Annotated in this window: 22 protein-coding genes; 16 read left to right on the top strand and 6 right to left on the bottom strand. The window is 36.5% G+C overall.

The genetic code is table 11. The features are described 5' to 3' along the window. Positions 1-26: 26 nt before the first annotated feature. From HHU12_RS17250 to HHU12_RS17260, 3 genes are all read left to right on the top strand, one after another. The gene (locus HHU12_RS17250) at positions 27-695 is read left to right on the top strand and encodes a glycoside hydrolase family 73 protein (RefSeq protein ID WP_240971010.1); all 669 of its coding nucleotides are present in this window, start codon (positions 27-29) and stop codon (positions 693-695) included. Positions 696-778: 83 nt separating this feature from the next. Next, positions 779-1,903, top strand: a complete 1,125-nt coding sequence (locus tag HHU12_RS17255) for a helix-hairpin-helix domain-containing protein (protein ID WP_169657986.1) — start codon at positions 779-781, stop codon at positions 1,901-1,903. Between the two features lie 10 nt (positions 1,904-1,913). Beyond that, entirely contained in the window at positions 1,914-2,864 is a 951-nt protein-coding gene (locus tag HHU12_RS17260) for a M20/M25/M40 family metallo-hydrolase (protein WP_169657987.1), read from the top strand. Between the two features lie 892 nt (positions 2,865-3,756). Here HHU12_RS17260 and HHU12_RS17265 read toward each other — a convergent pair. Next, on the bottom strand, positions 3,757-4,455 hold the full coding sequence (locus tag HHU12_RS17265; protein WP_169657988.1) for an SAM-dependent methyltransferase: 699 nt from the start codon (positions 4,453-4,455) through the stop codon (positions 3,757-3,759). A 149-nt stretch (positions 4,456-4,604) separates the two neighbouring features. Between HHU12_RS17265 and HHU12_RS17270 the strand changes: the two genes are divergently transcribed. Further along, positions 4,605-5,744: a Na/Pi symporter gene (locus HHU12_RS17270; protein WP_169657989.1), complete on the top strand. Its 1,140-nt coding sequence runs from the start codon at positions 4,605-4,607 to the stop codon at positions 5,742-5,744. Between the two features lie 81 nt (positions 5,745-5,825). Here HHU12_RS17270 and HHU12_RS17275 read toward each other — a convergent pair whose 3' ends face one another. After that, positions 5,826-6,638 (bottom strand): hypothetical protein, encoded by an 813-nt coding sequence (locus HHU12_RS17275; protein WP_169657990.1) that lies wholly within the window; start codon positions 6,636-6,638, stop codon positions 5,826-5,828. Next, the gene (locus tag HHU12_RS17280; protein ID WP_169657991.1) at positions 6,614-7,417 is read right to left on the bottom strand and encodes a sulfite exporter TauE/SafE family protein; all 804 of its coding nucleotides are present in this window, start codon (positions 7,415-7,417) and stop codon (positions 6,614-6,616) included. Before HHU12_RS17280 ends, HHU12_RS17275 begins: the two co-directional genes overlap by 25 nt. Positions 7,418-7,520: 103 nt before the next feature. Here HHU12_RS17280 and serS point away from each other — a divergent pair, with 103 nt between their 5' ends. From serS to HHU12_RS17295, 3 genes are all read left to right on the top strand, one after another. Beyond that, a complete protein-coding gene (serS, locus tag HHU12_RS17285; RefSeq protein ID WP_169657992.1) occupies positions 7,521-8,795 on the top strand; it encodes a serine--tRNA ligase in 1,275 nt (424 codons plus the stop codon). Positions 8,796-8,936: 141 nt separating this feature from the next. Beyond that, positions 8,937-9,194 carry a 30S ribosomal protein S20 gene (gene rpsT / locus HHU12_RS17290; protein ID WP_044209088.1) on the top strand — a complete coding sequence of 86 codons (258 nt, stop codon included), beginning with the start codon at positions 8,937-8,939 and terminating at the stop codon, positions 9,192-9,194. Between the two features lie 309 nt (positions 9,195-9,503). After that, complete coding sequence (locus HHU12_RS17295) at positions 9,504-10,682, top strand: acyloxyacyl hydrolase (protein ID WP_169657993.1); 1,179 nt, start codon at positions 9,504-9,506, stop codon at positions 10,680-10,682. Positions 10,683-10,692: 10 nt separating this feature from the next. Here HHU12_RS17295 and HHU12_RS17300 read toward each other — a convergent pair whose 3' ends face one another. From HHU12_RS17300 to proS, 3 genes are all read right to left on the bottom strand, one after another. Further along, positions 10,693-11,664 carry a radical SAM protein gene (locus tag HHU12_RS17300; RefSeq protein WP_169657994.1) on the bottom strand — a complete coding sequence of 324 codons (972 nt, stop codon included), beginning with the start codon at positions 11,662-11,664 and terminating at the stop codon, positions 10,693-10,695. Between the two features lie 97 nt (positions 11,665-11,761). After that, entirely contained in the window at positions 11,762-12,400 is a 639-nt protein-coding gene (locus HHU12_RS17305) for a NeuD/PglB/VioB family sugar acetyltransferase (protein WP_169657995.1), read from the bottom strand. Between the two features lie 326 nt (positions 12,401-12,726). After that, a complete protein-coding gene (gene proS / locus HHU12_RS17310; protein ID WP_169657996.1) occupies positions 12,727-14,202 on the bottom strand; it encodes a proline--tRNA ligase in 1,476 nt (491 codons plus the stop codon). A 202-nt stretch (positions 14,203-14,404) separates the two neighbouring features. On the opposite strand from proS, the gene HHU12_RS17315 reads away from it, so the two are divergent. The 9 genes from HHU12_RS17315 (at position 14,405) to HHU12_RS17355 (ending at position 25,120) form a co-directional block, all read left to right on the top strand. Next, the gene (locus HHU12_RS17315; protein ID WP_169657997.1) at positions 14,405-15,406 is read left to right on the top strand and encodes a hypothetical protein; all 1,002 of its coding nucleotides are present in this window, start codon (positions 14,405-14,407) and stop codon (positions 15,404-15,406) included. A gap of 313 nt (positions 15,407-15,719) precedes the next feature. Then, on the top strand, positions 15,720-17,468 hold the full coding sequence (locus HHU12_RS17320; protein ID WP_169657998.1) for an OmpP1/FadL family transporter: 1,749 nt from the start codon (positions 15,720-15,722) through the stop codon (positions 17,466-17,468). A 189-nt stretch (positions 17,469-17,657) separates the two neighbouring features. Continuing rightward, complete coding sequence (locus tag HHU12_RS17325) at positions 17,658-18,863, top strand: HD domain-containing protein (protein ID WP_240971012.1); 1,206 nt, start codon at positions 17,658-17,660, stop codon at positions 18,861-18,863. An 80-nt stretch (positions 18,864-18,943) separates the two neighbouring features. Continuing rightward, positions 18,944-19,987, top strand: coding sequence for a UDP-3-O-(3-hydroxymyristoyl)glucosamine N-acyltransferase (lpxD, locus tag HHU12_RS17330; protein ID WP_169658000.1), 1,044 nt, complete (start codon positions 18,944-18,946; stop codon positions 19,985-19,987). Positions 19,988-20,067: 80 nt separating this feature from the next. Continuing rightward, positions 20,068-21,465 carry a bifunctional UDP-3-O-[3-hydroxymyristoyl] N-acetylglucosamine deacetylase/3-hydroxyacyl-ACP dehydratase gene (locus HHU12_RS17335; protein WP_169658024.1) on the top strand — a complete coding sequence of 466 codons (1,398 nt, stop codon included), beginning with the start codon at positions 20,068-20,070 and terminating at the stop codon, positions 21,463-21,465. Positions 21,466-21,626: 161 nt separating this feature from the next. Further along, positions 21,627-22,421 (top strand): acyl-ACP--UDP-N-acetylglucosamine O-acyltransferase, encoded by a 795-nt coding sequence (lpxA, locus tag HHU12_RS17340; RefSeq protein ID WP_169658001.1) that lies wholly within the window; start codon positions 21,627-21,629, stop codon positions 22,419-22,421. A 199-nt stretch (positions 22,422-22,620) separates the two neighbouring features. Next, entirely contained in the window at positions 22,621-23,232 is a 612-nt protein-coding gene (locus HHU12_RS17345; protein WP_169658002.1) for an ABC transporter ATP-binding protein, read from the top strand. 83 nt (positions 23,233-23,315) lie between these two features. Next, a complete protein-coding gene (locus HHU12_RS17350) occupies positions 23,316-23,744 on the top strand; it encodes a hypothetical protein (protein ID WP_169658003.1) in 429 nt (142 codons plus the stop codon). A gap of 164 nt (positions 23,745-23,908) precedes the next feature. Continuing rightward, on the top strand, positions 23,909-25,120 hold the full coding sequence (locus tag HHU12_RS17355; protein WP_169658004.1) for a dicarboxylate/amino acid:cation symporter: 1,212 nt from the start codon (positions 23,909-23,911) through the stop codon (positions 25,118-25,120). Positions 25,121-25,226 lie beyond the last annotated feature (106 nt).

The raw sequence follows: 25,226 nt of genomic DNA on the forward strand, positions 1-25,226 counted from the left end.
GAGCTTTTTTTATTCTATTTTTTGAAATGAGAGTATCTAAATTTTTTATCCCAGTTTGTGCGTCCGTTTTTTTATTTTTCACTTCTTGTGCAAGTTTAAGCCAATATACTTACTCTAATCGAGTAGAGAAGAGAAATAAAAAACTATTGGCTGAAAATGGGGGCAATGCCAATAATAATTACGTTCCTGATACCAAAAATGAAACTGCAAAAGCAAAGAAAGGTGTTGAAGATAAAATTCCTCCAGGTAAGAAACTAACGGTTCAGGAGTATATCGATATGTTCAGCCCTTACGCTATAGAATCCATGCATAAGAAGAAAGTGCCGGCAAGTATTACATTGTCACAAGGCTTATTAGAGTCAGGTGTAGGCAATAGTAAACTTTCAAGAGCAACAAATAATCACTTTGGTATTAAGTGTGGTGGTAACTGGAATGGAGAATCATATCGTTATGATGATGACAGGCCTAATGAATGCTTTAGAGTATATGGTTCTGTATTAGATTCATATGAAGATCATGGTGATTTTCTGAGAACAAGATCTTGGTATGCACCACTTTTCAATTTGAAAATTACAGATTACAAAGGATGGGCTAAAGGATTGAAAAAGGCAGGGTATGCCACCGATCCAAAGTATCCTTCCAAATTGATAGATATTATCGAAAAGTATAGATTGTACGAGTACGATACAAAATAACAACCAACAGGTTTGAGGTATATTACAACTGCCTCAAACCTGTTGCCAGCAAAACCAGCTTAACTATCCAAAACTAACACAGTATGAAATTTCGTCAAATGAATGAGCTTATGAAGCAGTTTTCTTCCAATAGAAGAGAAATCGCTAGTCTTCTGATATTAATACCTTTTATTTTTTGTGTTCTCTATTCACATCAGATTTATACCTTTCTTTTTGATGATGGGAAAGATAAGATCGACCAGAAAATAGAAGTACATTTTATAGAACAGCAAAAACAAAAGTCAACACGTCCTCTTTCTAAAAATATAAACCCCAACCACTTGAAGGTGAAAGATTGGGTTGGACTTCATTTTTCTGAGGAAATAGCTAACAGAATAGTTAATTATAGATTAAAAGGAGGGTACTTTAATGAAAAAGAGGATCTTTATACAATCTATCAGATTGACAGTAGTAGAGTAGATCAATTAGAGCCTTACTTGGTGTTTGAGAAAAAGAAGACAGTAACTCCAAAACGATATTATGCGGCTGCTCCTTCTTCCTCTTTTTCTAAAATGAGAAAAAAAGAGAGAAAAGAATTAAAACTCTGGAAATTTGACCCGAATACGGTGGAAGCAAGTGATCTTGAAAAGATGAATCTTTCCTCTTACTTTATTAAAAACCTTACAAATTACAGAGCAAAGGGAGGGAAGTTCTACAAGGTAGAAGATATAATGAAGCTTTATGCTGTGGATTCATCCTTATTCTTAACGCTGAAAGACTATTTGTATGTTGATATAGAAGAGGAGGTGAAACTTGAGGGTGAAAAACCGCATATCAATTTGAATACTGCTACTCTTGAAGAGTTAAAACAGTTGAAGGGAATTGGTAATGCAAGGGCAGAGGGAATTATAGAATACAAGAAACGATTAGGTGGGAGTTTCTATAAAACTGCACAATTGAAAGAGGTCTTTAGCATAGATTCTTTATTATATGAATCCATTGCTGATCATGTATTTGTGGAGAAGAAAAGAGTGAAGAAAATCCTTATCAATAGAGCGACTTATGAACAGCTGGCAACGCACCCTTATTTAAGTTATAAGCAAGCAAGGTGGATTGTAAAATACAGAGAACAGCACGGTAGATATGAAAATATTGAGGATTTATTGAAAATAAAGATGATTAAATTAAAAGATATAGAAAATATTCTTCCATATTTATCCTTCCGATAAATGATTTTTTATGTCCACCTTAAGAGTACTACTTTCTTTTACCATACTTTCAATCAATTGCTTTTGCTTTGCACAAGAGGCAAGAATCAATTCAGTTTCCTTATTGACGACTACCCGTATTTTATCATCAGATGCTTTCGAAGGTAGGAAAACAGATACAAAAGGAGGTTGGATGGCAAGGGATTATATTGTCGGACAATTTAAGGAAATAGGTCTTATCCCTTTAGATTCTACATATGTTCAAACTTTCCAATTCTACTACAGACTTTATAATGTAAAACCCACAGGACATAATATTATTGGTTATATAGAAGGTACAGAAATCAAAGATCCGAATAAGGGGTGTATCGTAGTGGGAGCACATTATGATCATTTGGGGATGTATGCTGGAGATATTTACAATGGAGCGGATGATAATGCTTCGGGAGTGGCTACTTTACTAGAAATAGCCAAAGAACTAAAACATCAACCTGCGTCACTTCCTGTAGTTTTTATTTCCTTTGATGCAGAAGAAATGAGATGTGCAGGCTCCAATTATTTTGTTAACAGCCCCTTGCTTGATAATGAGGCAATACATCTTTTTATTAATATGGATATGATCTCTAAAAGTGATGAGGAGAAGTTGTTTGTCACCGGAACGAATTTTCATCCAGAATATAAAAAGTACATTAATGCTACTTTAGAGTACTGTAACCTATCCATAAAGTATGGTCATGATAGAAAAAGAGATGATGGTTTGAATAACTGGGTCTTCTTGTCAGACCATGGTGAGTTTCATAAAAAAGGAATTCCTTTTATTTATTTTGGGGTAGAAGAACATCAGCACTACCACAGACCCACAGATACTTTTGAGAATATTGATATTGGTTTTTTTGTGGAAGCCAGTAATGTGGTTTTGTCTTTTGTGAAAAGTGTAGCCAATAAAAAAAGCCTCCTGAAAGAATCCAGAAGGCTTAATTAATGCTGTAAGGGAAGGATTCGAACCTTCACGGAGTACTTAGCCTCTTGACAAATCGTGTGTGCATCGCACGTGTAGTGGTCAACCCATTACCAAGTGTTTATCGTAAACTCTCCACCCCCGAGACAGGAGGGCATGTCTGCCAGTTTCATCACCTTACAGTGTATTTCAAAAGTTATGCTCAACGTCTTTTCGTTGAGAATTGCTGTAAGGGAAGGATTCGAACCTTCACGGAGTGCTTAGCCTCTTGACAAATCGTGTATGCATCGCACGTTTAGTGGTCAACCCATTACCAAGTGTTTATCGCGAACCTCCACCCCCGAGACAGGAGGGCATGTCTGCCAGTTTCATCACCTTACAGTGTATTTCAAAAGTTATTCTCAACGTCGTTCCGTTGAGAATTGCTGTAAGGGAAGGATTCGAACCTTCACGGAGTGCTTAGCCTCTTGACAAATCGTGTATGCATCGCACGTTTAGTGGTCAACCCATTACCAAGTGTTTATCGCGAACCTCCACCCCCGAGACAGGAGGGCATGTCTGCCAGTTTCATCACCTTACAGTGTATTTCAAATTTTTTGAAGGGTTATTGCGATTCGTTTAATCTTTTTCCCTTTTCGTTGATACAAAGTAAGAGAATATTAATTTTAAATACAAACTTTTCAAAAAAATAATTTATTATTTACAATATTGGTAATATTTAAGCTTCGTGTTTGAGAAATTCGCAATTCACTCACCTGAATTTAAGTGTTAATTAGTGAATTATTAAAAAGAGAGACTGAACCATAAAAAAAAGCCTCTAATTTGAATTAGAAGCTTATGATTTTTTTAATAAAATGTCAGGAATAATGCTATTCTGATAACACCTTAGTAGTATAACTAGTGTTTCTTAGTAAAATTAGGCCTGAAGAATAAAAATGGTTGGTTTTTTATGAATATCGATTTTTTTCGATTTCCATTCTTTCAATGTAAATGTTTTGATGTATTCGTCATCCGCTTGTATGTTAGATGCAATACATAACTTTGTGTTGGGGTTTAAGTTTTCACATAAATCCTCAAGCATAGCAGTGTTTCTAAATGGCGTTTCCATAAAGATTTGTGCTTGATAGAATTTACTAGATTCTGTTTCTAGCCTTTTTAAAGCTTTAACTTTCTCTACTTTTTGTATAGGCATATAACCATGGAATGCGAATTTTTGTCCGCTTAATCCAGATCCCATCAATGCTAGTAAAATAGAAGAAGGGCCCACTAGAGGTTTTACCTTGATTTTATTTTTATGAGCGTATTGCACAGCCAATGCTCCAGGGTCAGCTACGCCAGGGCATCCGGCTTCAGAAATAACGCCTACGTTTTCTCCATTAGGAATATTCTTGAAGAGGTTTTTAACCTGCTCAGGTTTTGTTTTTTTGTCTAAAATCTGAAAGTTCAGATCTTGTACAGTGATGCCATCAATTTTCCATCCACCAATAAATCGACGAGCCGTTCTCAAATCTTCCACAAGGTAATATTTGGTATTTTCGATAGCCTCTTTGGTTTCAGGGGGTAAGACGTCGTAGCGGTCAGCGGCAAGCAAACTTGGAATTAGATATAAAAACACAAGAAAAATGGTTTAAATGGTAAGAAAATTGATGATTATCTAACAACTCAAAATAAATATTAATTCATTTTTTATTAATATTACAGAGAGTAATTACAACACTTCTTTTATTAATTTTACAAACTTACGAAATAGACTAGTTTTTATACTTGAAACAGGCAATAAATAATATAAACTTGGAGAATGTTGATTATAGAGTTATAGCAAAGAAAACAATATTTGTGATTTGTGCCTTCTACTTGATGTTCATTTCATTCGGTACAATGAAATTTGCTTTCACTCTTTTGGGTACGGGGTTAGCGGAAGAATTAGTAGCAGTAGAGCATAATCCATTTATATATTTTTTCATAGGGCTTTTGGGCGCCGCAGTTTTTCAGAGCAGTTCAGCAGTGACCGCAATAGTGGTGGGTGCCGTTGGATTGGGAAAATTGTCGCTGGATGATGCCGTATTTATTGTAATGGGTGCCAATATTGGTACTACTGTGACAAGTACTATTGTTGCGTTGAGTTATATAGATGATAAAAGTATTTTCATGAGAGCCCTTTCAGGAGCGGCGTTGCATGACTTTTTTAATATTTTTGCTGCTGTGATATTCTTACCGTTAGAATTGACAACAGGTTTTTTATCCAACCTCTCACAGTCCATTGCAAGTAATTTCTTTACATCAGATCTTTCGCTTTCCAATACAAATTCTCGCTTTGAAGGGTTGAATATTGGTGTGGATAAAATTAGCCATCTTTTATTTGATTCTTTGCAGGATTACCCTTGGGTGATATTAGGAATATCTGTTCTTATGCTGATTGTGTCATTGAAACTGATTGGCGGTATGACGAAAGAGGTGTTTATTAATAATCCGAAAGCCACTTCTGTCAACGCCCTGTTCAAGAATGATGCGGTGAGTTTATTCTCTGGTATTTCACTGACTGCAATTGTGCAGTCTAGTTCTATAACGTCATCATTGATTGTTCCTCTGACAGCAAGTAAAAAAATCACATTGCCAAGAGCCTATATGTTTATTATGGGAGCGAATGTGGGAACAACAATTACAGCTTTGTTTGCCGCTTTAGCCACGGGTACAGAATTCGGGGTAGAGATTGCTTTAACTCACGTGCTGTTCAATGTATTAGGCGTTGTCATTTTCACAACTGTACCAACTTTAAAGAGAATACCGGTTTGGTATGCGAGTAAGTTGGGATTTTTTGCAGCCAAAGAAAGGATTTTTGGCTTTGTATACCTGTTTCTACTTTTCTTCGTATTGCCGTTTATTTTAGTTTGGCTTAATACTTAATCGAATTCTAAAGAAACAAAACCAATATCCTCTCAACATTGAATTATTTTATTGATTCGATGAAATGAACTTCCCGGAAAATTAATTCCAGATTTCAGCTTCTTCTTTAGAGTAAGTATACTTCACAGGCTTTTCTTTCATGCTGTTTGATTTCCCTTTAGTTGTGCGTTGCGGAATTTCTTTAAAGTGAGGTGCAAAGCGTTTTTTCTGAACATACTTGTAGGAGTTCTTGCCATGACCTTTACCATAATACATCTTTGTAAGGGTCAGTTGTTGTTTTACCTTAATATAATTAGGTTTGAAATTCGCCGCTTTTCTAGCAATTCTTCTATTTCTTGAGCGGTCTACCACCACATAACCGCCTTTAAATCCGGCGGCCTTTTTACTTACTTTTCTTCCCTTGTTTTTCTCAACAACCACATAACCGCCTTTATATCCGGCAGCCTCTTTGCTCACTTTTCTTCCTTTATTTTTCTCAACAACTACATACCCTTTGTGGCCTGCAACTGTTTTGTTCATTTTCTTCCCTTTATTCTTGTCCACTACTACCTCTACTGCACTGCTAAGCTGTTTTTTGCTATTTTTTTTCTTCTGTTTATCAGAAGTAGCATTAGTATAAGGTTTGAATTTTTTCATGTCTTGTTTGACACTCTTCCTAGCATTATCTGAGAATTTAATACCAGTATCCACCTTGCCTGCTTGTTTGAGGTTTCTTTTCGTCCTCTGCTTGTCCATAGGAGTATTCGTCACTTTCTTCTGACGATTTTGGTAATCCTCATAAGTGTTTACTTCTTCTTGTTTTTTTTGAGCAGAAACACTATTCGTGAAAAAGATGAATATAAAGGAGAATAGGAGTAATGAGAGTTTATTTATTGAAAACAATTGATGACCCATGTTGGTATATGAAACATTTTTAAGATAGAGACCACAACCATGCAGACTAAAAGCCATTTGATAAAATTATTAGCTTTTTCTGATCCTGATGCAAACTTACCTGCAAACCATGTGCCTATCACCTGACCTATAGCCAATAAGATAGCCGCAAACCATACTACTTGCCCTTTTAAGAGGAAAACCACAAAAACAGGAAGTGTGTAGGTGGCAATAATGAGCATTTTGATTGCATTAGCTCTAATTAACGTCATTTTTCCCAGATTTGAAACTCCCACAAGAATCATAATACCAATTCCTGCCTGTACAAAACCGCCATAGAAGCCAATAGCAAAGAAAATAATGTTATCCCTCCAATATTGAAATTTTGGTTTCTGTCCTACTTTAATAGAAAATGACTTTGTGGATTTTCCTTCTTTGAAAATAGGAATCAGCATAAAAACCATCAAGGTACCTATGATATACTGTAAAGTATCTTCATCAATATCAGCTACGGTAAATGCTCCAAAAATAGCTCCTATCAAAGATGGAATCAGGTATTTAAGGGATGAAGGGATATCAAGAAGTTTATTTTTATGGAAAGTATATGCCCCTGTGAAGTTTTGGAATAAAATACCCAATCTATTTGTACCATTGGCCATACCAACGGGCATACCCAAAAACATTAATAATGAAAGGGTAAACAGAGACCCTCCGCCGGCAAGTGTATTCACTATACCAGCCACTATTCCTGTAATTATGTAGGCAATGATTGATGTATATTCCAGTAAGTGCGGATCCATGGATAGTTTTTAGGATAATTTCTTTTTTTTCACACAGGTTAATTAAGTCGCCACCTAAAAGTTAACTATATTTGCAGTCAAAATTCAAATAATACAGACCAAAATGTTATTAGTTTCATATATATCTGAAAATAAGGCCGAAGTAATCGAAGGATTGAAGAAGAGATTCTTCGACGAGCCTGAAACTACAGTAAATAAAGTTCTTGAGCTAGACGAGGAAAGACGTCAAACTCAGAAAGATAGAGACGATGCACAAGCAGAAGCCAACAAAAGTGCTAAGCAAATTGGTATGCTTATGAAGTCTGGTCAAAAAGACGAGGCTGAAGCGGCGAAGGCATCTGCTGCAACAAATAAACAAAAAGCGAAGGACTTGAGTTCAAGAGTGTCCGAGCTTGAAGGAGAATTACAAAAATTACTTTATCAAATACCAAACATTCCAAGAAAACATGTTCCTGTCGGAAAAACGGACGAGGACAATGAGGTAATGTATGAGCGTGGTGAAAAACCTACTTTGCCTGAAAATGCAAAGCCGCACTGGGATTTGATCGAGCAATACGATATTGTTGATTTCGAATTAGGAAATAAAGTAACTGGAGCAGGCTTCCCATTCTATAAAGGAAAAGGAGCTCGTATTCAGAGAGCTTTGATCAGCTTCTTCTTAGATGAGGCAACTGATGCAGGTTATATGGAAGTACAGCCTCCAATTCTTATCAACGAAGCTTCAGGATATGGTACAGGGCAGTTGCCGGACAAAGAAGGACAGATGTACTACATGGGTGCGGATGATCTTTACTTAATCCCAACAGCTGAGGTGCCGATCACGAATATGTTCAGAGGAGAGTTGTTGCAAGAAAACGACCTTCCAAAGAAAATGGCAGGACATACACCATGTTTCAGAAGAGAAGCAGGTTCATGGGGTGCTCACGTAAGAGGATTGAACAGACTTCATCAATTTGATAAGGTGGAGATCGTTGAAATCCAAAAACCAGAGGATTCTGAAGAAGCACACGAAAGAATGACAAGACATGTAGAGATGCTTTTGGAAAAATTAGAGCTTCCTTACCGTAGATTGTTATTATGTAGTGGCGACTTGGGTGTGAACGCAAATCTTTGCTACGATTTAGAAGTGTGGTCAGCCGCTCAAGGACGCTGGTTGGAAGTGAGTTCAATCAGTAACTTCGGTAACTACCAAGCTAACCGCTTGAAATTGAGATACAGAGACAACAATAAAAAGACGTCTCTATTACATACATTAAATGGATCAGCATTGGCTTTACCAAGAGTTTTAGCAGCAATTCTTGAAAATAACCAGACCGAAAAAGGTATAATGATTCCTAAAGTATTGCAGAAATACACCAATTTTGAGGTAATAGACTGATAGATAGTTGATATTTATCGTTGTTAACGGGTAAGTTACTTGTTTATTAATTATAAATACAATATTTTTGCATTCCGTTTGGGAGAAGTTCGTGAGGATGGTATTCCAAGCTTTATCTAAGAATTTTAATACATATATATAATGGCAAATCATAAGTCAGCAAAAAAGAGAATTCGCTCTAACGAAGCGAAACGCTTGAGAAATAGATATCAACTTAAAACTACTCGTACTTTTGTTAAGCGTTTACGTGAAACAAAAGATCACGGTGAGGCAGTTGAGCTTTATAGCAAAGTTGCATCTATGATTGATAAGTTAGCTAAGCGTAACATCATTCATAACAAAAACGCAGCAAACAAGAAGTCTAAATTAGCGAAGCACGTAAACAAACTTGCTGCTTAATTTTAGATGAAAAGCTAAAGTTGAAAAACATTGAAGCCAAGATTTAATTAAATCTTGGCTTTTTTTTATGCTTTTAATTACTAATTTTGATTTAAGTATTAGGACAAAAGAAATGTTTTGAATGAAGAATTAAGATTCTTGTTGTGGCTTAATAACCACCATAAAAACCATTTTACGAACCAGAATTCTATATTCTTAATTCTTCATTAAAAAAGTTCCTCAGTACTTAGTACTTATTCTCAATCTATTTTATCGACTAATCCATCGATTATGCATAATAAGCATTTACTTATTGTATTTTTTTTACTATTGGCAAATACATCTTTCGCTCAAACGTGGGACTTTTTAAAAGCCGACACTACGGATGCCAATAAAACCTATCCTAGACAAATCTTCGGTCAAACCAAAGTACACTTTGGAGGGCACTTTTCTACTGGTGTAGATGGTTTGGAAGAAGTGGAACGCAACTACTTTTCAGCTTTAGAACTAAGAGTAGGCTGGAAGGGATACGGAAGGAAAAAATGGCATAAATTATTCGGCTACCCTAATTATGGACTGGGCCTTTATCAAGCCACTTTCTTCCCTGAAGCAAATATTTTAGGGAGTCCTTCTGCTGTATACGGCTTCTTTAATGCTCCTTTTAGAAGATATAAAAAATGGAGTTTGATGTATGATTTAGGCGTAGGTTTAGCTTATGACTTTTTTGGTTATGACCCCAAAAACAATCCGGATCAGACAGCGATAGGTAGTGAATTCAATGTGTATTTTACAGTAAGTGTAGAAGGAGAATTCAAAATATCACCAAGAATAGATGGAACATTAGGGCTATTATTTACGCACTTCTCTAATGGAAGAACACGTACACCGAACAAAGGGGTAAACCTCTATGGATTAAACGCGGGTATTAAATATAATTTTAATACCTATATCCCTAAGAAAGGAAGTCAATTTGTAGAAAAGAAGAAAGACCCAAGGTTGAAATATATTGATCATACTTTTGATGAGTTCAAGCCTTTCTGGGAGTATTATGCTTTTGTAGCAGGAGGATGGAATACTTCGCCTTATGATATAGAAGATCGTGATTTATACTATGGTGTAGCTACCATTGGTTTAGATGTGGCAAGACATTACAGTTATAAAGGAAAGTATGGAATTGGTATTGATGTTTTTCGAGATGGTTCTTTAGTAGAAGAATACAAGTCAGATTACCCTAATGGAGTGCCGAACAGTAAACTTTGGTATGCCGGTATTCACTTCTCTCATGAATTGTTGATTCATCGCATTACGTTAGTGACTCAAGTGGGTGTTCCATTTGCCTATGTAAAAGGCCGTGGAGGTTGGTATGCAAGAGTTGGTGGACGTTATGACTTTACCCGTAAGATGTTCGCTCATGTAGCTTTAAAAACGCCAGGAGGCTTTATTGCTGACTTTGTAGAGTGGGGAATAGGGTTTAGAATGTACGGTAAGAACAAAGACCCTAGAATGTAAACTGAAGCTTTTAGAGTAGTTGCTTCCATGTACCTTTCCATAAATTGTATTTGAAAGTACTAGGAAGTGATTGCCAGAAATATTTGTTGATCTCAACACTAAAAGAAGGTTGCATATAGCAGTTGATTGCACAGCCTTCACATTCAGGAAGTCGTCCTTCATTTTGGATGATTTCCTGAATTTTTTTTGATTGATATAACTCCTTTAAATTATTTTCAATAGGAAAGGCTTGTTTGCCTAAATGATAACAAGGAAGGATCAATTCATTTTTTGGAGAAATAACAATGCAACTACTTGCCGCTTTGCAAATAGGGTCTTCTATTTTATTTCCTCCATCTTTTCGGAGGTTGATTAATGCATCATTCAAAAATACTCTTTTCTTTTTCGTCCATTTTTCAAGTGCATCCATGGTTGAAGTGGAAAGTCCTCCACCGATATCACCATAAGAAAAAAGAGGATTTAGTATTAATACAAGATTTTTTTGAAAAGTAATATTCCGATAAACCTTATCAATTTCCTCAACATTATCATCCATTACCGTAAAAAGAATATCAGGTTTTTCACCCAATGAAAGAGCAATGTCAATAGATTCCATTATTTTATCATAACACTTCACTCCTCTGCCTTTGTCGTGTTTTTGAGCATCATATGAATCTAATGAAAAGTGAAGCATATCAATTAACCCCTTCAGTTGTTTCGCTCTTTTAGGATAAAGCAATCCATTAGAAGTCACAGTGGTGATAAAGCCGTATTTTTTTGCTAAAGCGAGAAGTAAATGTAGTTCTTGATGTAATAAAGGTTCACCTCCAGTAAAATCAATGACGCGAACACCAAGTTTTTTTAAAGCCTTGAAATTCTCTTCAGCCTGTTCTAAAGTGATGTAAGGAGAAGGTTTTTCCCATATATCACAAAAATGACACTTGGCATTGCACCTATAAGTGACATAATAATTACATAAAACCGGATGGGAGATGAGTCTCATGGGAGGGAAGAGGGTTGTAGGGGTAGACCTACATGTCTACCCTCCAATTAGATTATTTTTAAATGAATTCACCGAAATTATACGGCTAATTCGATTATTAAATTTCCTTCGCAGGCATACCGAACACCGTAGTATTCGCTTTAACTTCAGTCATTACCAATGAACCTGGAGCAACTTTAGCATTTTCTCCTACAATCACATTAGAAGAAATAATTGCACCCGATCCAATAAAGGCACCTTTGCCAATTTGAGCACCCGAACCGATGATTGCACCAGATCCTATAGAAACAAAATCATCAAGAATGACATTGTGTTCAAGCACTGCATTACTGTGAATAATACAATTTTCAGGAACTTTGGCATCATAGCCAATTCTAGCCCCAGCATTGATGAAGTTACCGTATCCTAAGAAAGCGGACTCTGAAATACTAGCGTCTTTATGAATCGCATTGACAGGCATTACCTTACGGCGCTCCTTCAACATTTTCACAACTTTCTGACGCGTATCATGGTCTTCAATAGCCACAAAAGCATCGCATTTTTTACCAATATGCTTCAAGAAGCCACCATCTTCAGGAGACCCCATGACAGAAATTTCACCAATTTCAGCACCATGAAGTTCTTCATCTGCATCAAGGAAGCAGTAAACAATAATGTCTTGACTTTTGAAAATGTCTAGTGCGGCTTTACCCATACCACTAGCACCAAGTATAATTACTGGATTAAGATGGTCCATAATTTTTTTATTGTTTTAAAATACTGAAAGAAAGCAATCAGGTAGGGTAAATACTTCTCTATCTGACTACTAAACAAAACGGATAGCATATGTAAGTTACACATGCCATCCGTTTAATATAATTTTTAGCTTATGAATTTCTCCCTAAGCGTATTATTTATTTTAAGTAAGTACTAAGACAAAAGTAGGTAATATTTAATTCTTAATTATTTTTTGTGAGTACAACGTAAAAAAACGTATAAATAGTGGTTCTATTAATCGTTTTTTTAAGGCAGTAATTGCAAAACAATAATATGAATTAGTATTAAATAATTTTGTTTTGGTGCTTAATAAGCCTTCGCGAAAAGAACTCTTTGCGTAGAAGGTTTGCCAGTGTAGATACAAGCACCCTCTTCTTGCTCATTGTTTAAAGGAATACAACGAATTGTCGCTTTTGTCAATTCTTTGATCTTATCTTCAGTTTCGCCAGTTCCATCCCAGTGTGCAGAAATGAAGCCACCTTTGTTTTCTAAAAGATCTTTGAATTCATCAAAAGTATCCGCTTTAGTAATATGAGCCTCACGGTAATCAAATGCTTTTTGGTAGATATTCGCTTGAATTTCCTCTAAAAGTTTTTGAACCGTCTCAACTACGTTGTCTAATTGGTAAGTGTTTTTCTCCTTAGTATCACGACGAGCAATTTCAACAGTGCCATTTTCAAGGTCACGTTGTCCCATTGCCATACGTACAGGAACACCTTTTAATTCCCAATCTGCGAATTTGAAACCAGGACGTAATGCGTCTCTGTCATCAAATTTCACTGAAATATTTAAAGCTTGTAATTCTTTTTGAATCACTTTTACTTTTTCAGCAATCGCATCCAATTGTTCTTGTCCTTTGTAAATAGGAACAATCACCACTTGGATAGGAGCTAATTTTGGAGGTAACACTAAGCCCTCGTCATCAGAGTGAGCCATAATTAATGCTCCCATCAAACGTGTACTTACACCCCAAGAAGTACCCCAAACGTGCTCTAACTTGTTGTCTTTGTCAGAGAACTTCACATCAAATGCTTTTGCAAAGTTTTGACCTAAGAAGTGAGAAGTACCAGCTTGTAATGCTTTCCCGTCTTGCATCATTGCTTCAATACAGAACGTATCAACAGCACCTGCAAATCTTTCGTTAGCCGTTTTTACACCTTTTACTACAGGAACTCCCATGAAGTTCTCCGCGAAGTCAGCATATACTTCTAACATTTGCTTTGTTTCTGCTATCGCTTCTGATTCAGTAGCATGGGCCGTGTGACCTTCTTGCCATAAGAATTCAGAAGTACGAAGGAATAAACGAGTACGCATTTCCCAACGCATTACGTTAGCCCATTGGTTTACCAATAAAGGAAGATCTCTGTACGATTGGATCCAGTTTTTATAAGTACTCCAGATCACTGTTTCAGATGTGGGGCGTACGATCAATTCTTCATCCAATTTAGCTTCGGGGTCTACAACAACACCAGAACCATCCTCTGCATTCTTAAGACGGTAGTGTGTCACTACAGCACATTCCTTCGCGAAACCATCTACGTGGTCTGCTTCTTTGCTTAAATAAGATTTTGGAATCAATAATGGGAAATACGCATTAGAGTGTCCAGTATCTTTGAACATCTTGTCTAATGTCTGTTGCATTTTTTCCCAGATCGCATATCCGTAAGGTTTCACAACCATACATCCACGCACTGCTGAATTTTCAGCAAGATCCGCTTTTTTTACCAACTCGTTATACCAAGCTGAATAATCGTCGCTTCTTTTTGGTAAGCCTTTTGCCATGATCTATAAAACTATCTGAAAGTGGTTACAATCAAGTATATAAATTGTCGTCTGAACTGTTAAAGTTAGTGATATATTGCTTATAATTATTATATTTGTCTATAAGCTAATGCTAACCTATTTTTTTGAGTTCAATCGGAACACAAATATAATAGAATTTTGCTCCCATTGATGTTTTTATAAAATAGTAACCACGTTTATTATGAATAAATGGATATATACGGCTATTAGTGCACTACTTGCAGTGTCTTCTGCCTTCGGTCAGGAGTTCGATGACATGTATTTCACAAAAGCCGACAGAGAAGCACTAAGTGCTAAGCCAGCCATCCAGCCTATGGATATTGGCAATCATGACTTCCCAAACACACCAGAAAGACAAGCTCAACAAAGTCGTTTTTCTAATCCTGATGGAGTAGGAACAGGTTATGGTTACCCTTACTATGTGACAGAAGATGGCGTAATTCCTTCTTCAATTCCTACAGTAGGTAATGCTTACATGGAGGCAACTCAAGGAATGAGTATTGCAGAACAGCAACAAGGTGGTAAGAAAAGTGGTGGATTTTTCTCTAACCCTTCAGTATCACTTGGTATGTCTGCGGGAACATTCGGTACAGGAACAAGCATTGGAATTGGATTTGGAAACAATTCTGCTTTCAACTTAGGTCTTGGTATCGGAATGGGCATGGGAATGTACCCTGGATGGGGCTATCCTGGCTATGGCTACCCAATGGGCGGTATGTATGGTATGAGAGGCATGTATGGCCACCCGATGTATGGCGGAATGTACGGTCACCCTATGTACGGCATGGGTGGTATGTATGACCCAATGTTTGGATATGGTTATGGCGGCTACCCAGGTTACGGCTATGGAAGATATCCAGTGTATGTGCCAATCAACCCTGGTCAAGAAAGACATCAACGTGTAGCTCAAAGACCTGGTTCAACAACGAATAGAATTAAATATCCGGAAAGATATAGAACATCAATGGCCAATAATGGTGTTGGTACTACAAGAAGACCATCTGCGTCTCAAACAAGACCAACAACAAACTTCGGTTCACAACGCCCAAGTAGCAGTCCATTTGATAATAACAGTAGCTTCAGAAGACCTACGAACAGTAATTCTTCATTCAGAAGTGCCTCACCTTCTTCTATGGGAGGACGAAGCAGTGGATCTGCCGGTAGATCAGTAAGAAGAAGATAGTCAAAATCATAAAAAATATACAAGGATGTTTCAATATGAGACATCCTTTTTTGTAACTTTCGTCCTGTAATTAAACATGTATTCAAATTCGTATTATTATAATGAACTATTGCGAATTTAATTACGGGCAATTATTCATCGCTAAGTACTTATTCAAAAGTGTCTAATTAAACTTATCAACTAACTTCTGATTAGGTATTTAAATAAACTTTATGACTGAATTTCGCTCGGAATGATGTTTAAATATGTTCTTGTCTTAAATTTTAAATGTGTTTTTGACTCCCCAATTTTTTAGAAAATACATCATACTAATATGAATACAAAAGATCTTATCAAACCTATTTTATTAATCGCACTACCCTTAATTTTCTCGTTATCAGTAAGTGCACAGTCAGAATTTTATCCAGTTGGGTATTATAGAGATGCTGTGAGGTTTTCACAACAGAATCCTATGGGATCTGCTCGTATTAGAGCATTAGGTGGAGCTGGAGTTTCATTAGGTGGTGATATTTCACATGCAATGTTAAACCCCGCAGGACTAGGATTTATGCGTAAATCAGAATATCATGTTTCTGCGGGATTAGGTTTGACAAATTCAAGTGCATCAGGCACCGGAGTCAATGGAGACGCAGGGCAAACAAGGTTCTTTTTACCCGAACTAGGAGCCGTTTTTTCAAGTTCTAAATCTTCTTCAGGAGGGGGAAGTAAATGGAGAGGAGGAGCATTTGCAATCTCATTCAACCGTATTGCAGATTTTAATAGTAATGTATCTTACGTAGATAGAAGTAATAACCCTACTTCATTATTGAATGCTTTTGAAGAAGCTTCTTATGGTTTTTCTCAGGGTTTTATGGAAGAAGAAAAGCAATTTTCTCCCACTACATTTGCAGGTATGGCTTACGCCTTAGATTTAATAAAACCTGTTTTTGATAGAAGTCCAAATGACCCTAATTATTATGATGAGAACTACTACTACTATAATATTGATCGTGATGCAGATGGTTTTACAACTTCAAGAGTGTCACAACGATCTCAGCTGGTAGAAACGAGAGGAGGGCAATATGAAACATCTTTTGCCTATGGTGGCAATTTTGACGACAAGCTTTATTTTGGAGCTAAAGTAGGTGTTCAGAATATCAATTATACTAAAACCAGTAATTATGTGGAATTGAGAGAGGCAGAACTTACTTCTCTTGGTTTAACAGAGCGATTTAAAACAACAGGATGGGGTATTAATTTACAAGCTGGTGTAATTTGGAGACCGATTGATGCAATAAGAGTAGGAGCTACTTATACTTCACCAACTTGGTATGCTCTGAATGATTATTACAGTGCGTCATTGACTAGAAATGCTGACTACACATGGAATGATTCTACTTATCAGGCAAATCATTTTAGAGATGGACAATCTTATATTTATAATCCAGGAGGAGTTGATTTATATAATCCAAACGCAGCGAATGACTCTCAAAAATACTCTGGTGTAAGATCATCACATCATGATGAGATTAGAACACGTTACAATATGAATACGCCATGGAAAGCGTCAGGTGGTATTTCAGGTTTCTTTGGTAAAAAAGGATTTATCACGTTGGATGTGGAGTACATTGGATATTCAGCAATGAAAATCAGTAAGGGAACTACTTATTATTTTGAGTACACCATGAATCCTATTGAAGAGGAGCTGAACTTTGCAGGCGATAATTATATTCTTGGAGAAGAGTATAGAAATACGGTAAATATTAGAGTGGGGGGAGAGTACAGGCTAAATAAACGTTTTATGTTGAGAGCTGGATATGCCTATTATCAAGACCCAACCAAAGAAGAGTACCGTTTTGTAGATCAAAGCAGGTCATTTTATTCAGGAGGTTTAGGTTATAGAAACAATAATTTCTATGTTGATTTATCGGTTGTCTACAGTCAATGGAAAGGAACCGATAGTCCTTATCAGCTTGAAGATAACTTTGTGGACAATGAAGGAAATACGGTATTAATTTATCCTATTACTGATATTAATTACAGCCGTACAGAGTTTCAGTTGAGTGTCGGGAAAAGATTTTAATAAAAGTCAGAGTATCTGCTTTTAAACAGATTTCACTTTTAAGAATATAATAGACAGGTTTTAATGTAAAATTAGAGCCTGTTTTTTTGTATATATACACCCGAAAATACCAAAACCATTTTCTTTCTATTATTTTTGAATAGTATTTAAGTTACTTAAAAACAGACTTTTTGATATATGGTATACAAGATGATAAATGACCCTATTTATGGGTTTGTGACAATTGATTCAGAACTGATTTTAGAATTGGTGAATCACCCTGTTTTCTTAAGATTGACAAGAATCAAACAAATGGGGACGTCTAGTGTTGTATATCCCGGAGCACAGCATACCCGATTCAGTCATGCCTTAGGTGCAATGCACTTAATGAAACTAGCCTTGGAATCCCTTAAAAGAAAAGGAACTAAGGTTTCAAAGAAAGAAAAAGAAGCCGCAATGATTGCCATTCTTCTTCATGATTTAGGACATGGTCCTTTTTCTCATTCATTAGAACACGTTTTAATCAATGTACACCACGAAGAATTTACTTCTCTGCTGATGCATAAATTGAATGCAGAGTTTAATGGGGCCCTGGATCTTGCTATTGCCATTTTTGAAGGAACTTATAAAAGAAACTTTTTCCATCGTCTTGTATCAAGTCAATTGGATATGGACAGGCTAGACTACTTGCAAAGAGATTGTTTTTTCTCAGGTGTGGTAGAAGGAAGTGTGGGAGCAGACCGAATTATCAGAATGCTTGATGTGCACAATGATGAAATTGTAGTCTTGGAAAAAGGAATTTACAGTATTGACCGTTTCTTGAATGCAAGAAGAATGATGTACTGGCAAGTGTATTTGCATAAAACAGGATTAGCGGCTGAATTGATGCTTCAGAGTATCATAAGAAGAGCGAAAAAACTGATGCAGGAAGGACAAAATATGTTGTGTGATCCTGATCTTAACTTTTTTCTGGTCAATGAGTTTAAGAAAAAAGACTTTGTGCAGAATGGTCAATTGCTAGAACATTTCTTACAACTAGATGATTACAATATCTGGTCGGCTATAAAACAGTGGAAAAACTCAGGAGATAAGGTCTTAGACTTTATTATTGAGGGATTGATCAACCGAAAACTGTTTCAATTAGAAATGTCTTCGAAAAAAATATCACAAAAAAAGTTAAAATATATAGAGAAGGATTTATTATCAAAAGGTTTTTCAAAGGAAGATTTACCTTATTTATGCTTTGCAGGTGAGGTGAGTAATTCAGCGTATACTTCTGATAAGCAGAATATTAAAGTGAAGATGAATAGTGGGGAAGTAATAGATATCTCTGAGGCATCAGACTTACCAAACATAGAAGTTTTGACGAAAATTGTAACAAAATATTATCTATGCCAACCCAAAATCGTATCTTAGCGTGATTTTTTGGCTAATATTTATTGTTAGCTCAAAAAAAAGAATATAATTATCTAAAAAAGATACATAGGAACCTTACTATGAAGTTAGAGATTACAGTACAACAAATTGCAGCATTACTACAGGGCGAAGTAGTAGGGGGAGACCCGAATGCAAAGATATCAGCAATTGCTAAGATTCAAGAAGGAGATGCTAATGCGATCTCATTTCTTGCCAACATGAAATATGAAGATTATCTCTATTCAACAAAAGTAAGTGCTGTAATCGTAAGTAAAGGTTTTGAACCAAAACAAGAAGTACCTTGTGCTATGATCGTAGTGGAAGATGCTTATGTTGGTTTCACTGACCTTCTTACTGAATACCAAAGAATGCTAAGTCTGGCAAAAGTGGGTATTGAACAGCCTGCTTTTATCGATGAATCTGTAGAAATGGATAAGGCAACGGCTTATGTTGGAGCATTTACTTACATTTCAAAAGGAGCTAAAATTGGTAAAAATGCTAAAATTCATCCTCAAGTTTTTATTGGCGAGGGGGTTGAAATTGGTGATAACTGTGTGATTTACGCTGGAGTGAAGATTTGCCATGGCTCAAAGTTAGGTAATAATTGTACTCTTCAATCAGGTGCCGTTATTGGTTCTGACGGTTTTGGTTTTGCTCCTCAAAAAGACGGAACTTATAAAACTATTCCTCAAATCGGGAATGTGATTTTAGAAGATAACGTAGATATTGGTGCTAACACTGTTGTGGATAGAGCAACAATGGGATCGACAGTATTGAAAAGCGGTGTGAAATTAGATAACCTGATTCAGATTGCACACAATGTTGTCATTGGGTCAAATACTGTGATTGCTTCACAAACGGGCGTTTCAGGTTCAAGTGAAGTAGGAGCAAATTGTATGATTGGTGGTCAAGTTGGCGTTTCAGGTCACATTCAAGTGGCTGACAAAACAATGATTGCCGCTCAATCAGGTTTAGCTCAGACTGTGAAAAACCCAGGTACAAGAATCATGGGATCACCTGCTATATCTCAAATGGATCACTTAAAAGCATTCGCTGTATACAGGAAGCTACCTGAGTTACAAAGAATTGTGAGAGATCTTGAGAAAAAAGTATTAAGTTTGTAGTTGTGTTTTATACACAACCGCTATTATATTAGAAATTAACCAAGTAGTTAGGCAATCTTAATTGCCACTTCTATTTTATGATGTATACAAAACAGCATACTATAAAAGCGCCGGTGACTGTAGAAGGCGTTGGTATTCATACAGGAGCAATCAGTAAGATGGTTTTTAATCCGGCTCCTGAAAATCATGGATTTAAGTTCCAAAGAGTAGATATTGAAGGTAAACCTATCGTGGATTGTGATGTTGATAACGTAGTAGACGTTTCAAGAGGTACAACAATCGAGCAGGACGGCGCAAGAGTAAATACTGTTGAGCACGTATTGGCTGCATTAGTAGGTTTGCAGATTGATAATGTTTTAATTGAAATTGACGGTCCTGAACCTCCAATCATGGAAGGTAGCTCTATCAAGTTTGTTGAAGCATTAATGGAAGTTGGTGTAGAGGAACAATCTATGTTGAGAAACTTCTTTGAAGTACCTGAAGGGGTATTCTACAAAGAGGATGATCGTAAAGTAGAAATCGCAGCGTTGCCATTGAATGATTATAGACTTACTGTAATGGTGGACTATAATTCTCCAGTATTAGGTAGCCAACACGCTGCATTAAATAATATTGAGGACTTTGCTTCAGAGATTGCTTCTTCAAGAACATTCTGTTTCTTACACGAAGTGGAAGCATTGCGCAAAGCAAACCTTATCAAAGGAGGAAACTTTAACAACGCAATTGTTGTTGTTGACCAAGTTGTTTCTCCAGAAATCTTAGACGAATTAGCGGAGTTATTTGAATTGCCGTCAGTAGAAGTTGCTGAAGAAGGCATTTTGAACAACGTACAATTACGTCACCCTAACGAGCCTGCACGTCATAAATTATTAGACATGGTAGGTGACTTAGCATTAGTGGGCAGACCAATCAAAGGACAGATCCTTGCTGCAAGACCTGGTCACGCTGCTAACGTAGCATTTGCTCGTAAATTGAAGAGCTTGATGTTGAAGTCGGCACGTAAAAACGTACCTTCTTATGATCCTGCACTTCCTCCAATTTATGATATCAATCAAATTGAGGAAATGTTGCCTCACCGTTACCCATTCAGATTAGTGGATAAAATCACAGAAATCACAGATAACTATGTGATTGGTGTGAAAAATGTAACGATCAATGAGCCATTCTTCCAAGGTCACTTCCCAAGCAACCCTGTAATGCCAGGTGTATTGCAGATTGAAGCAATGGGACAAACAGGTGGTATTTTAGTACTTAATACTGTGGACAATCCTGCAAACTACTGGACTTACTTTGTAGGTGTAGAAGAGTGTAAGTTCCGTAAAATGGTAATGCCTGGTGATACATTGGTAATCAAATGTGAATTATTAATGCCAATCCGTAGAGGAATTGCGAAAATGAAAGGTCAAGCTTATGTAGGTGATAAGCTTGTGACTGAAGCAATCATGACGGCAAGTCTGGTAAAAAAAGATAATGCATAAATATTGAGAAAATGAGTTGAGAGTACACTTACTTTCAACTCATCTTTTTATTCGATATATTTGCATCCTATGACAAAAAGTTTTCTTGTCAGAAGTCTTAATGTTAAAAAATCGAGGTAATATTTGTAGGAATACACTGATATTATCACCACAATTAGAAGATGACTAAAAATCCTTATACTGAAAAATATCCAATGACAAATATCCACCCGGATGCTAAGATAGCTGAAGGTGTGGTGGTGGAGCCTTTTGCAACTATTCAAGGCAATGTAGAGATTGGAGAAGGGACTTGGATTGGGCCAAATGCCGTAATCATGGATGGAGCCCGAATTGGAAAAAACGTAAAAGTTTTTCCCGGTGCAGTAATTTCAGGTATACCTCAAGATTTAAAGTTCAAAGGGGAGGAAACTCTTACTTATATTGGTGATAACACTACGTTGAGAGAGTGTGTAACAGTAAGTAGAGGTACGACAGACAAGATGAAAACGGTGGTAGGAAGCAACTGTATGTTGATGGCCTATGTTCACATTGCTCATGATGTAATTATGGGTGATCACTGTATTTTATCCAATGCAACTCAAATTGCAGGTCACGTGGAGATTGATGATCATGTGATTATTGCTGGTACTGCGGCTGTTCATCAGTTTGTGAAAATTGGTCAGCACGCATTTATTGGTGGAGGATCTTTGGTAAGAAAAGATGTTCCTCCATTTGTAAAAGCAGCAAGAGAGCCATTGAGCTACTGTGGTATTAACTCAGTAGGGTTGAGAAGAAGAGGATTTGAAGGAGATACCTTGCAAGAGGTACACGAAATGTATAGAATGATCTATACAAGGGGCTTCACAATGACAGAAGCTATCCGTCAGATCGAAGAAGAAATTGAGGAATCTGAAGAACGCGATATTATTTTGGAATTCCTTAAGAAATCAGAAAGAGGAATTATTAAAGGGTACTAAACCCTCTCTTCATAAAGCTATATTTAAGAGGCCATTTTTTCATTTTAAGATAAAGAAATGGCTTTTTGTTTTGTTCTGCTTTCATCTCAACAAAACCTAAAAAATAATAAGCAGTGGTGTCTGTGTGGAAATAGTATTTACGGATGTTTACAGGAAACAGAATCTAATGTATATTTGCCTGCATTAATACATAAACAGAATGGAGATAATAGTAGAACAATTGAGCAAGAAGTTCAGTAGAGAATGGATTTTCAAAGGAATTGATTACACACTGAAAAGTGATCAAGCTTACGCTATTGTAGGAGGTAACGGTAGTGGAAAGTCCACTTTATTAAAAATTCTATCAGGTATTAATGACCCTTCTAAAGGAAAAATAACCTACAGGAAGAACGATAAAGAGATTCCTGTGGATGAAGTATGGAAAGAAATTGTATTGGCAGGGCCTTATACAGAACTGGTGGAAGAATATACTTTAGCGGAACATTTGAATTTCCATAGACGTTTGAAACCACTGACTAAATCAAATGAAGAAATCATAGAGATTTTAGGTTTTAAGAATGCGGCCAATAAACAAATACAAGCTTTTTCTTCAGGAATGAAGCAGAAACTAAAGTTAGCTTTAGCTTTTTTTTCAGAAGCATCTATCCTGATGCTCGATGAACCTACAAGTAATTTAGATCATAAAAATATAGCTTGGTATCAGCATTGGTTGCCCCTCTGCAGTAAAGGAAAAATCACTTTAATCTGTAGTAATCAGCCTTATGAGTATGAATTCTGCGAGGAGAAAATATTCATGGAAAATTATAAATAATAATTTATTATGTTATATTTGCTATGTCGGTCTCCTTATTTCAATTGTCTCTATTACATTCTAAAACTTAAAAATCTATTGTAATGAAAAACATTTGGAAAAATGCAATTTATTTAATTTCGCTAATTGGCTTAATGACATTTGTATCTAGTTGTGGTTCTGATGATCCAGATCCAGGAACAGGAACAGATCCAGTTGTAATTGTATTCTCTGCAGATCCTGACGCTACTGAACCAGCGGTAGTTACATCTGAATTCAAATTAACTGCAAGCATCTCTACTGATGCATCTACAGTAACTGTTTCAGGTTATGACACAAGCTGGCCAATGCCTACAGGTTTTGAAAACAAAGAGTATACACTTACAAGCTTCTTAGCCTTAGATTGGGATACACCTCCTGTAATTAATGGAACTGCAACAGAAGTAGTATTAACTTATACTCATACTGAGGCTGCTTCTTCAGCAAGACCATTAGAAACAGACACTAAGTATACTTATAACTTTAAGAAATAGTTTAAGAGTGTAAGGAAAGGCCTATTGAAATTTAGACCCTATGACGGTAACGTGATAGGGTTTTTTTTATGCATTTAAATGCAATAACAAACACATTACTAAAAGTTTGAGGTTAATCTATTAACTTTCGAAACACATTTATTTACATATACTAATCACTAAACATGAAGTTTTTTAAAATAGATCTTGGTATTGCCATTCTCATTGCCATGATTCTAGGGGTACTATTGGGCATTGAATTCGGTCCAGCAGTATCAGTAATTGCTCCTGTCGGAAAAATATTTATCAAGCTATTGTCTATGCTTGTAGTTCCTTTGGTGTTCTTTTCCATCATTATGGGTGCTCAGGCATTAGGGAAATCAAAGAACGCAGGAAAAATAGGTACACTCACTTTTGTTTATTTTGGTGCAACTTCCTTTATCGCGGTTTTCTTTGGTATTCTTTTACCTGTATTGTTTGAACCAGGCAAAGGACTTGATCTCTCCATTCTAGCCAATGGAATGATGGATGCCAGCCTTGCAGAAAAAGGTGAGGTAGCTGGTTTTTGGGACACTGTATTGGGAGCAATTCCTTCCAACCCTTTCAAATCCTTAACCGAAGGAAGCGTATTGCAAATCATATTGTTCTCATTATTTTTTGGAGTTGGAATCGGTAAACTTTCTGAAGATAAAAGAGAAGTAGTAAGTAAGTTTATTGAGGGTGTGAATGATGTTTTGACATGGATGATCATCAAAGTAATGTGGTTGGCTCCGTTTGGTGTGATGAGTTTAATGGCAGATGCTGTCGGTACGTTTGGTTATGATGTATTGTTCAACATTGGCAATCTGTTTATTTTATATATGGTGGCACTTTTGATTGTTGCATTCCCAGTGTTCGGAGGACTAGTACAATTGTTTGGAAAGGTTTCAGGTTTGAAATTTATAAAAGAAATGATCACTCCTCAGATTTTTGCTATTTCATCCGCTTCATCATTGGCAACGTTGCCTTTAAATTATGAAGCTTGTGACAACATGAAGGTAAAACGTTCGGTATCATCATTTGTATTGCCTCTAGGTGCCACAGTTAATATGGCCGGAAATGCAGTTTTCAACCCTATGGTAGCTATTTTCTTTGCACAGATGTATGGAATGGAACTTGGATTTGGAGATTATATTGCCATTGCTATTACATCCGTATTAGGAGCAGTAGGAACAGCAGGGGTACCAGGACCGACTTTATTGTCAGTAGCTGTATTGATGGCAGTTGGAATTCCGGTAGAAGCCTTGCCGTTGATTTTTGGTGTGGATAGAATCTTTGATATGTTCAGAACAGCCGTGAATATCACAGGCGATGCTTCTTGTGCAGTAATCATGGAACGAATAGAAGAAGAGGCTTAAGTCTAAGCATTAGGTTTTTATATAATAGACGTAAAAGGTTTAAAATAAATAGAAGGTTGCTCCAATTTTTAGGAATAGGAGCAGCCTTTATTTATATTAGGATGAA

Source organism: Flammeovirga aprica JL-4 (assembly GCF_012844305.1).
GTDB classification, from domain to species: Bacteria; Bacteroidota; Bacteroidia; order Cytophagales; family Flammeovirgaceae; genus Flammeovirga; species Flammeovirga aprica.

Excerpts from the sequence above, each read along its gene's own strand:
- HHU12_RS17250 (WP_240971010.1), top strand. The coding sequence starts at position 27 with ATGAGAGTATCTAAATTTTTTATCCCAGTTTGTGCGTCCGTTTTTTTA.
- HHU12_RS17255 (WP_169657986.1), top strand. The coding sequence starts at position 779 with ATGAAATTTCGTCAAATGAATGAGCTTATGAAGCAGTTTTCTTCCAAT.
- HHU12_RS17260 (WP_169657987.1), top strand. The coding sequence starts at position 1,914 with ATGTCCACCTTAAGAGTACTACTTTCTTTTACCATACTTTCAATCAAT.
- HHU12_RS17275 (WP_169657990.1), bottom strand. The coding sequence starts at position 6,638 with ATGGGTCATCAATTGTTTTCAATAAATAAACTCTCATTACTCCTATTC.
- HHU12_RS17280 (WP_169657991.1), bottom strand. The coding sequence starts at position 7,417 with ATGGATCCGCACTTACTGGAATATACATCAATCATTGCCTACATAATT.
- serS (WP_169657992.1), top strand. The coding sequence starts at position 7,521 with ATGTTATTAGTTTCATATATATCTGAAAATAAGGCCGAAGTAATCGAA.
- rpsT (WP_044209088.1), top strand. The coding sequence starts at position 8,937 with ATGGCAAATCATAAGTCAGCAAAAAAGAGAATTCGCTCTAACGAAGCG.
- HHU12_RS17300 (WP_169657994.1), bottom strand. The coding sequence starts at position 11,664 with ATGAGACTCATCTCCCATCCGGTTTTATGTAATTATTATGTCACTTAT.
- HHU12_RS17305 (WP_169657995.1), bottom strand. The coding sequence starts at position 12,400 with ATGGACCATCTTAATCCAGTAATTATACTTGGTGCTAGTGGTATGGGT.
- proS (WP_169657996.1), bottom strand. The coding sequence starts at position 14,202 with ATGGCAAAAGGCTTACCAAAAAGAAGCGACGATTATTCAGCTTGGTAT.
- HHU12_RS17315 (WP_169657997.1), top strand. The coding sequence starts at position 14,405 with ATGAATAAATGGATATATACGGCTATTAGTGCACTACTTGCAGTGTCT.
- HHU12_RS17320 (WP_169657998.1), top strand. The coding sequence starts at position 15,720 with ATGAATACAAAAGATCTTATCAAACCTATTTTATTAATCGCACTACCC.
- HHU12_RS17325 (WP_240971012.1), top strand. The coding sequence starts at position 17,658 with ATGATAAATGACCCTATTTATGGGTTTGTGACAATTGATTCAGAACTG.
- lpxD (WP_169658000.1), top strand. The coding sequence starts at position 18,944 with ATGAAGTTAGAGATTACAGTACAACAAATTGCAGCATTACTACAGGGC.
- HHU12_RS17335 (WP_169658024.1), top strand. The coding sequence starts at position 20,068 with ATGTATACAAAACAGCATACTATAAAAGCGCCGGTGACTGTAGAAGGC.
- lpxA (WP_169658001.1), top strand. The coding sequence starts at position 21,627 with ATGACTAAAAATCCTTATACTGAAAAATATCCAATGACAAATATCCAC.
- HHU12_RS17345 (WP_169658002.1), top strand. The coding sequence starts at position 22,621 with ATGGAGATAATAGTAGAACAATTGAGCAAGAAGTTCAGTAGAGAATGG.
- HHU12_RS17350 (WP_169658003.1), top strand. The coding sequence starts at position 23,316 with ATGAAAAACATTTGGAAAAATGCAATTTATTTAATTTCGCTAATTGGC.
- HHU12_RS17355 (WP_169658004.1), top strand. The coding sequence starts at position 23,909 with ATGAAGTTTTTTAAAATAGATCTTGGTATTGCCATTCTCATTGCCATG.